Raw genomic sequence first — 7,801 nt, 5'->3', positions numbered from 1 at the left:
ACAGGCTGTTGTGAATCGCCGGGCGCGCGACGTTTGGCAGGGGAAAGCGGGTACGGCGGTTCTCGTGGTCGATCCAGATCACGCCATCGCCGTCGAAGGCCAGCCGATGGGCCAGGGTATGGCTCCAGCCGAAACCCAAACCGATGTCGATCTCGACCGCGCTGCTGCGGTACAAACGGGTGAACTCGAATGGCAGCACACCGTCGAGCACCGCGTCGGTCAGGGTCAGCAGTTCTTCGCCGGTGACCATCGACACCGGACAACCGTTTTTGCAGGTGTTGGGCACGCAGTCGGCGGCATCGCCGTTGGGGTTTTTCGCTTGATCGGGGACGTCGTCGTGCTGTTCGTCTTTCTTCAACATGGCGTTGCGCTTGGCATCCCAGCGCAACTGCAACCGGCCCTTTTTCACCCCGGCGGCGATGCCGCGCGCGGCAACGGCTTTGTAGCGGTCGACGTATTCAATGAAGGTGCTGACGATGCTGAACAGCGCCCTGACCAGACGCTTGGCGACGTTGAACAACTGCGCTGCACGGTCAGCCAGACGTAGCGTCAGGTAGGCGATCCCCGCCCCTGCACCGACAAACGTCAGCACCACGCTGATCAACACATCGATGATCAGTTGCACGATCATCATCGACGCCACTTCAGCAGACTTGCCGGCAACCTCGCTGGGCGGCAGCATTTCCATCCACAGGCTCGCCGACCGCAGCAGCAAGCACATCGCCGCCTCGTCACTGACCAGCAACTGCAGCTTTTCCATGAGATCAGGCGCGGTCTGTGCCAGCTCGATCAGATCAGCCGCGCCGCTGCCTAGACGCTCGGCGAACTTGCCAGGGTCCTGAAGAATTTCCGAGAGCAGACCGAGGCTGTCCCATACCCCCTCGATGGCCGCCCAACTGCCGGCGAGCATGCCGTTGCTGGCTGCGGTCGCCACCGATTGTGGCCACTGCGGCTTGAAACCCTGCCACTCGCTACGCAGCCAGCCGTCCAGCTCGCCGGTCAAACCGTCATAGGATTTGAACAGCTCCGCGACTTGGTTGGAGGTGACAGCGCTGTGCACAAGAACGCGGTAGAACTTGCCCTCTTCGCCTCTGAATTCACCCTTGCCCTGCTGATCAAGAGTGACCGGGCTGGTCTTGCCGCTATCTACGTCGACCACATCGACGGAAATGTTGCCCAGCGGGATGTCGTAGACCGATTCGAACTTGCTCTCGATCTGCATGAGCCCGCCCTGCGGGCACTGGACGACGCTGGAAGAAAACTCCTCGTCGCTGCTACTGACCGCCGTGCTGCGATCGCCGAAGCGAATGATCCGCTCCATACCCACCAGCGATGGCAGGTCTGCTGCCTCGCTGATCTGGTCCACCCTGCGACTGAGCCAGTGATCGAGCTGTTTGCGGTAGAGGCTGAGCGTTTGCGGGAAGCTGTCGAGTTCCTGCTCGATGCGCGCGATGGCTTCCATCAACACACGCGAGCAAACAAGGTGGGCTGAAAAACGGGCTGAAGCATGAGCGGTCCCTCGCGCAAGAAATTAGTCGCGGGAACTGTGCGGGGGATCAAAAAGGAAAGAAGTCAGGCGAGTAGGCAAAGGATGTAGGACTAATCTGCAATTCAACATCAAGCGAAAAACGTGCAGGCAGAAACGTAAACGCGGCGTGAGGAAAACCTCGCGCCGCGTTTACTTAGAAGACATACATGGAATTACTGCGTTGAATCACCAGCCTTCAGCTGTTGCAGCTTAAGCTCGGCCAACGGGTGTCCGGCTTTGGCAGCCATGCTCCACCAACGAGCGGCTTCAGCGGGATCCGGAGCTTTGCTCGGGGTACCGGCGAGGCTGATCACGCCGACTTGATACGCCGCTTTACCATCACCAGCCAACGCCGCCAGACGCAGTAAACGCACGCCTTCTTCACGCGCGCCCAACCCGACGCCGCGAAAAGTCAGAATGTGCCCATAAAAGCTTTGCGCACCGACATCGCCGAGGTTGGCCATGCGCGCGAACTGGCCTTCAAGCCAGCGCCAGCCACGCGGCTGGCGAACGAACCACGACCAACGAAAAAGCCTGCGCGCCAGCCAGTAACCGGCCCGCGCCTTGAGCCGTAGAAACACTCAGGCCTCCGCCGATTCCGGGTATTCGTATTCGAAGACGCGGACCACTTCCGACGCATGCCAGGACGCGGCCGCAACGCCGTCCGACGGCCCGGAAAAGCGCCCCAAACGCTCGACACATTCAAAAAACCCGGTACGCGGCAAACGACTCGCGCCCTGACTGATGACCAGCGAACTGCGCAACGGCTGTTCGGCTTTGGCATCCAGTGCGGCCAGATGCTCAAGCGCAGCCGTCAGCGTCTGCATCGCCGGCGTCGGCAGCTGCAAACGTTCAAGCAGGGCTCGATAGGTAAGAAGATGGCGCTGGCGGCGCGCCTGATCCAGTTCCCCCAGCAATCCGTCCCAATGTTGACGGCTGATGCGTACGCTCACGATTCATCCCTCCAACCTGGCACCGTCAGTTCCCAGGCCAAGCTGCGGCGAATCGCGGCGTCGGGCTGACGCTCACCACTTTCGATCATGGCCAGATAAGACGGGCTGATGCCTACCGTGCGGGCCAGCGCCTCGATGGCGATGCCCTTCCCTTCGCGCAAACTGCGTAATTGATCCAGACCCGGAAGAATCGGCTCCGGTGAGGCGGCGAGCGGCGCTGCTGGCTGCGGCGCCGATGTTGCGTTGATCCCTGCTGCTTTCAGTAGAGCCTGATATTGAGCCCACGGCAGAACCGCGTATTCGGGTTCGCCATCGCGTGCAATTATCTGAATATCCATGACTACCCCGTAGGACAACACCACTTAGCGAGTCGGCACTTTTCCCTAGAAGTGTAATCCTAACAGCGGCTAAGGTCGCGAGTGGTATCTATCTGTAGGCAGTCTTGGTCAATCAGGGCTTTTTCGGGCCTTGCAGCTGCAATTGTTCAGGGGTATCGGGGAGGCGTTCAACCACCGCCAGCTTCTCGGGTTGCTGACGCTTGCGCCACAGGCGGAAGGCGTTGAGCTCGTCATCGAGGGTTTTCATCAGCCAGGCGAGGACAGCGATGTCATCGAGCATGCCGAACATGGGGATGAAATCCGGAATGGCATCCACCGGGCTGAGGAAATACATCAGGCCCGCCACCACCGAAATCAGTGACTTGGCACTGATCGCGCGATACTCGCCACGCCAGTAGGCCATGCACAGCGACTGCAGCAAGCGCAGATCATCCTTGAGTTTGCCCAGACGATTGCCCTGCGCGGCACCTTTACTGGCCACGGCAAACAGCAGGGTTGGCAGACGTCCACGGGCCAGCAGACGGCCGGCCAAGGGCAGGAATCGAGCGAAATTCCACGGAGCTTTCATCTATTCTTCCCGTTGAAATGTTATCCACACAAATTGTGGATAACCTTGTGAACAGAGCTGCATTTCAGCGCTGAAAGCCCCGTTTCATAAGGGCTGCGCTTAGATCGGGCGTTTTTTACTCACATAAAAAAGCCCAATATTTCATTGACTTGGCGGCTCAGGGCGTCTAGCGCGGGCAGCCTCAAAGCTATGACTGTGTTGAACGGCGTCAGTTCGCTCTGTTTACCTTCCTCAACCTCCAGATGCAACAACGCCCCGCATAAGCGAGGCGTTGTTTTCGAGCCGTTGCGTGTTACTTGGCAGCGGCGTCTTCTTTGGCTGGATCCTTGATGGCCAGCAGTTCCAGGTCGAAAACCAGAACCGAGTTGGCCGGGATTGCCGGGCTTGGCGACTGAGCGCCGTAAGCCAGATCGCTAGGGATGTACAGTTTGTACTTCTCGCCAACGTGCATCAGTTGCAGACCTTCAACCCAACCCGGGATCACGCCACTGACTGGCAGATCGATCGGGCTGCCGCGCTCCACGGAGCTGTCGAACACGGTGCCGTTGGTCAGCTTGCCGGTGTAATGAACAGTGACGACATCAGTCGGCTTAGGCTGTGGGCCATCGGCTTTCTTCACTACTTCGTACTGCAGGCCGGAAGCGGTGGTGGTGACACCGGCTTTCTTGCCGTTTTCTTCGAGGAATTTCTTGCCGGCAGCTGCCGACTCTTCGCTCATCTTGGCCATACGCTCTTCAGCACGCTTTTGCAGCGAGGCGAAGGCTTCGACCAGTTCTTCATCTTTCAGCTTCTGTTCTTTCTTGCCAACGGCATCTTCGATGCCCTGGGCTACCGCTTTGGAGTCCAGATCATCCATGCCTTCCTGGGCAAGGCTTTTGCCCATGTTCAGGCCGATGCCGTAGGAAGCTTTTTGCGCCGGGGTTTTCAGCTCTACGCTGGTCTGCGAGTCACAACCCGCGAGTACCAGGCTAACCAGGGCTACCGCCGCCGCCAACCGATGCTGTTTCATGCTATTTCCTTGTTCATGCGCCGAATGGGCAATCGAGTAAAGCCGCGAGCTTATCAGGCCGCCACGACCAATGGCTACCGGCATGAGAGCAGGAATCTTCCGATAAGTTCAGGGATTAAAACGCATTTGGACGATGGCTGGATGAAGCTTCTGTCATCCATGGACGACAAGGGTCGTCGTCACTTGCCGCAGCTTCTGGCGTAATGGCCACTTGCCCAGCCAGCGCCGCTCAGGCATAACATCGCAACAATTCGACAAGGATGTTCAACTTGCGCCTCTTATCCCGCGTTCTCGCTGTGGTGATCGTGCTGGCGGTAATCGCCCTTGCCGTCATCGTCTATTACGTCGCCAACCCGAAATTGCCCTTCTACACCCCACCCCAGCAGGTGCGTTACCTGAATCAGTGGAGCGAAGCGCAACGCCAGACTTACTACTTCACGCCGCAGGGCACGCAAGTCAAAGGTCTGCGTTACGAGTGGTTCCAGGCCTTGGAATTGCCTTTCTCTGAACAGCGCTTCGCCTCACCCGAATACCTCGCCCGTTTCGGCTTCCTGGTCGATCCGCAGCAAAGAGCTACCGCGAACAACCCCGGCAACCTCCCCGTCGGTTTCGCCCGACACCAGAATCCCGGCAACGCTTCCGAGCACTATCTGGACATCACCTGCGCCGCTTGCCACACCGGCGAGTTGCGCTTCAAAGGTCAGGCCGTGCGCATCGATGGCGGTACCGCGCAACATGTATTGCCTTCCAGCGTTCCTACATTGCGTGGTGGCAGTTTCGGACAGGCCTTGGTCGCCAGTCTGACCTCGACCTACTACAACCCGTGGAAATTCGAGCGCTTCGCCCGTCAGGTGCTCGGAGACGATTACGAAGCGCGCCGCGAACAGTTGCGCAGCGAGCTCAAGACCTCGCTGAACACCTTCGTCAAAGTGGCGTGGAACGACACCCATCGCGGCCTCTATCCGACCGAGGAAGGACCCGGGCGCACCGATGCGTTCGGCCGGATTGCCAACGCGGCATTTGGCGATGCGATTTCCCCTGCCAACTACCGCGTAGCCGATGCCCCGGTGGATTATCCGCAACTGTGGGACATGTGGACGTTCGACTGGGTGCAGTGGAACGGCTCGGCCCAGCAGCCAATGGCGCGCAATATCGGCGAGGCGCTCGGCGTCGGTGCCACGCTGAACTTCTTCGATGGCAACGGCCAGCCGCTACAAGGCGCTGAGCGCTATCCCTCCAGCGTGCGCGTACGTGATCTGCACGCCATCGAAGAAACCTTGCAACAACTGAAGCCGCCAACCTGGCCGGAAGATCTGTTCGGTGCGATCGACAAGCCGTTGGCCGCCAAGGGCCGCATGCTGTTCGCGGAAAACTGCGCCGGCTGCCATGTCCCGCGCCAATCCCAAGAAGGCGAACGCTGGGTTCAGCACCTGCACATGCTGCCGTTAGACGTGATCGGCACCGATCCCAATGCGGCCAACAACATCGCCAGTCACCGTTTCGACCTGCGTGCACTGCAATGGGATGTCAAAGAACTGGAAACGATGGACGTCAAACTGCACCCCGCCCCCAAGGAGCCGCTTGATCTGAGCCAATTGTCGGTGGCCAAGGGCCTGGCTTACGTCACCGCGTTTGTAGAAAAACGGGCCTATCAAGAAGCGAACATCACGCCGGAAGAAAAACCGCGCATGGATGGTTTTGGATTGCCAATCGGCGTGCGCGAAAAAATCGCTTACAAGGCCCGACCGCTGGCAGGCGTGTGGGCGACTGCGCCGTTTCTGCACAATGGTTCGGTGCCGAGCATCTATCAGTTGCTGTCACCGCAGGATGAGCGCGCGCCAACCTTCTATAAAGGCACGCTCGAATACGACCCGCGCCATCTCGGCTATCGCACCGAGGCTTTCGCCAACGGGTTTCTGTTCGACACGCGCATCAGCGGCAACCGCAACAGCGGCCACGAATTCCGCGCCGGCGCTCGCGGCAACGGGGTGATCGGCCGACTCCTGCAACCCGAGGAGCGCTGGGCGCTGCTCGAATACCTGAAAGTATTGGGCGGACCACTGGAGGCGCAGTTGCCATGATCATGCCGACATTCAAAAAGGAACTGCCGCCACTGGCTCGCTTCTGGCTCTGGTTGGGGCGTCTGCTTGGCAAGACGCTGCTGATCCTGCTGGTCATCGCCCTGCTCGGCTGGGCCATCGCCACCGCGTGGTTTGCCTGGCAGCATCGGGGGCCGGTATCTGCACAGGAACAGATTCCAGCGGGCGAAACGGCGATGACCCAGGACGTCATTCAAACCGCAGTGCGCATCGTCGACCAGCACCGCGAACCCACGCGTTATCTGCGCGATGCCCACGCCAAGGCGCATGGCTGCGTGAAGGCGCAAGTGCAGGTTTTACCGGAACTGGCGCAATCGCTGCGACAGGGTGTGTTCAGCGAGCCGGGCAAGACCTGGCAAGCGCTGATCCGGTTGTCCAACGGCAATGCCTACCCCCAATTCGACAGCATTCGCGACGCGCGCGGGATGGCGATCAAGTTGCTTGAGGTTCCTGGCACGCAACTGCTCGGCAATCGCCAGGACCAGCATGAACAGGATTTCGTGATGTTCAGCCATCCGAATTTCTTTGTCGGCAATGTCGCCGAGTATCGTCAGAATGTTGCGGCGCAGGCCGACGACAGGAAGGTCATGGCGTTTTTTCCGACATGGGATCCGCGCACCTGGCAGGTCCGTCATCTATTTATCGCGTTGGCTACGCTGTCAGCGCCGCCGGACAGCCCGACCGCGACTACCTACTTCTCGGTATCGCCTTACAAGTTCGGTGAGGCCAATGCCAAATTCCGCGTTGTGCCGGATCCCGAGCGTTGCCCGGCGTATACGTTGCCCAAACAGAATCACGACTTGCCGAATTTCCTGCGCAGCGCACTGAATCAACAGTTGTCGACGGATCGGGTGCCGGCGTGTTTTGCCCTGCAGATCCAGCGCCAGGACGCGAACAAGTACATGCCGATTGAGGACACCAGTATCGAGTGGCGTGAGCAGGATGCACCGTTTGAAACGGTGGCGCGGATCACTCTGCCTGCGCAGGACTTCGATACGCCGGCGCTGAATCTGCAATGCGACAACCTGTCGTTCAACCCATGGTTCGGCATCGAGGCGCATCGGCCGATTGGCGGGATCAATCGCTTGCGCAAGGCGGTGTACGAGGCGGTGAGCGATTATCGGCATGCCCGCAATGCGGCGCAGTAGCGCGGCGATTTTATAAATCGCAGACAGCAAAAAGCCCGCACAAGGCGGGCTTTCCGTGGTGTCTGGCGTTCAGTTCCAGATACCGAATATGGCGCAGCGGACGGGACTCGAACCCGCGACCCCCGGCGTGACAGGCCGGTATTCTAACCGACTGAACT

Annotated in this window: 8 protein-coding genes; 2 read left to right on the top strand and 6 right to left on the bottom strand. The window is 59.6% G+C overall.

Features of this window, described 5'->3' with window-relative positions; all coding sequences use genetic code 11:
- The 6 genes from AC4IHP_RS27730 to bamJ form a co-directional block, all read right to left on the bottom strand.
- Positions 1 to 1,462, bottom strand: a 1,462-nt coding sequence (locus tag AC4IHP_RS27730) for a DUF6531 domain-containing protein (protein WP_490833275.1), incomplete at its 3' end; no start/stop codon positions are given.
- 239 nt (positions 1,463 to 1,701) lie between these two features.
- Positions 1,702 to 2,109 (bottom strand): SEL1-like repeat protein, encoded by a 408-nt coding sequence (locus AC4IHP_RS27725; protein ID WP_490833274.1) that lies wholly within the window; start codon positions 2,107 to 2,109, stop codon positions 1,702 to 1,704.
- A complete protein-coding gene (locus tag AC4IHP_RS27720) occupies positions 2,110 to 2,481 on the bottom strand; it encodes a hypothetical protein (protein ID WP_003223109.1) in 372 nt (123 codons plus the stop codon). It abuts the gene before it with no gap.
- Positions 2,478 to 2,819, bottom strand: coding sequence for a helix-turn-helix domain-containing protein (locus AC4IHP_RS27715; protein ID WP_490833273.1), 342 nt, complete (start codon positions 2,817 to 2,819; stop codon positions 2,478 to 2,480). The genes AC4IHP_RS27720 and AC4IHP_RS27715 overlap by 4 nt, the downstream gene beginning before the upstream one ends.
- Positions 2,820 to 2,931: 112 nt before the next feature.
- Positions 2,932 to 3,387: a YkvA family protein gene (locus AC4IHP_RS27710; protein WP_490833272.1), complete on the bottom strand. Its 456-nt coding sequence runs from the start codon at positions 3,385 to 3,387 to the stop codon at positions 2,932 to 2,934.
- A gap of 292 nt (positions 3,388 to 3,679) precedes the next feature.
- Entirely contained in the window at positions 3,680 to 4,396 is a 717-nt protein-coding gene (gene bamJ, locus AC4IHP_RS27705) for a BamJ family beta-barrel-assembly machinery protein (protein WP_016773732.1), read from the bottom strand.
- A 269-nt stretch (positions 4,397 to 4,665) separates the two neighbouring features.
- Here bamJ and AC4IHP_RS27700 point away from each other — a divergent pair, with 269 nt between their 5' ends.
- Positions 4,666 to 6,477 (top strand): di-heme-cytochrome C peroxidase, encoded by a 1,812-nt coding sequence (locus AC4IHP_RS27700; RefSeq protein ID WP_490833271.1) that lies wholly within the window; start codon positions 4,666 to 4,668, stop codon positions 6,475 to 6,477.
- Entirely contained in the window at positions 6,474 to 7,643 is a 1,170-nt protein-coding gene (locus AC4IHP_RS27695; RefSeq protein ID WP_490833270.1) for a catalase family protein, read from the top strand. The genes AC4IHP_RS27700 and AC4IHP_RS27695 overlap by 4 nt, the downstream gene beginning before the upstream one ends.
- The last annotated feature ends 158 nt before the right edge of the window (positions 7,644 to 7,801 follow it).

The sequence above is a fragment of the Pseudomonas sp. UF-293 genome (assembly GCF_058245595.1).
Note: the sequence above shows the minus strand (reverse complement) of the source record. Positions and strands in the feature narration are given on the sequence as shown.

Excerpts from the sequence above, each read along its gene's own strand:
- AC4IHP_RS27715 (WP_490833273.1), bottom strand. The coding sequence starts at position 2,819 with ATGGATATTCAGATAATTGCACGCGATGGCGAACCCGAATACGCGGTT.
- AC4IHP_RS27710 (WP_490833272.1), bottom strand. The coding sequence starts at position 3,387 with ATGAAAGCTCCGTGGAATTTCGCTCGATTCCTGCCCTTGGCCGGCCGT.
- bamJ (WP_016773732.1), bottom strand. The coding sequence starts at position 4,396 with ATGAAACAGCATCGGTTGGCGGCGGCGGTAGCCCTGGTTAGCCTGGTA.
- AC4IHP_RS27695 (WP_490833270.1), top strand. The coding sequence starts at position 6,474 with ATGATCATGCCGACATTCAAAAAGGAACTGCCGCCACTGGCTCGCTTC.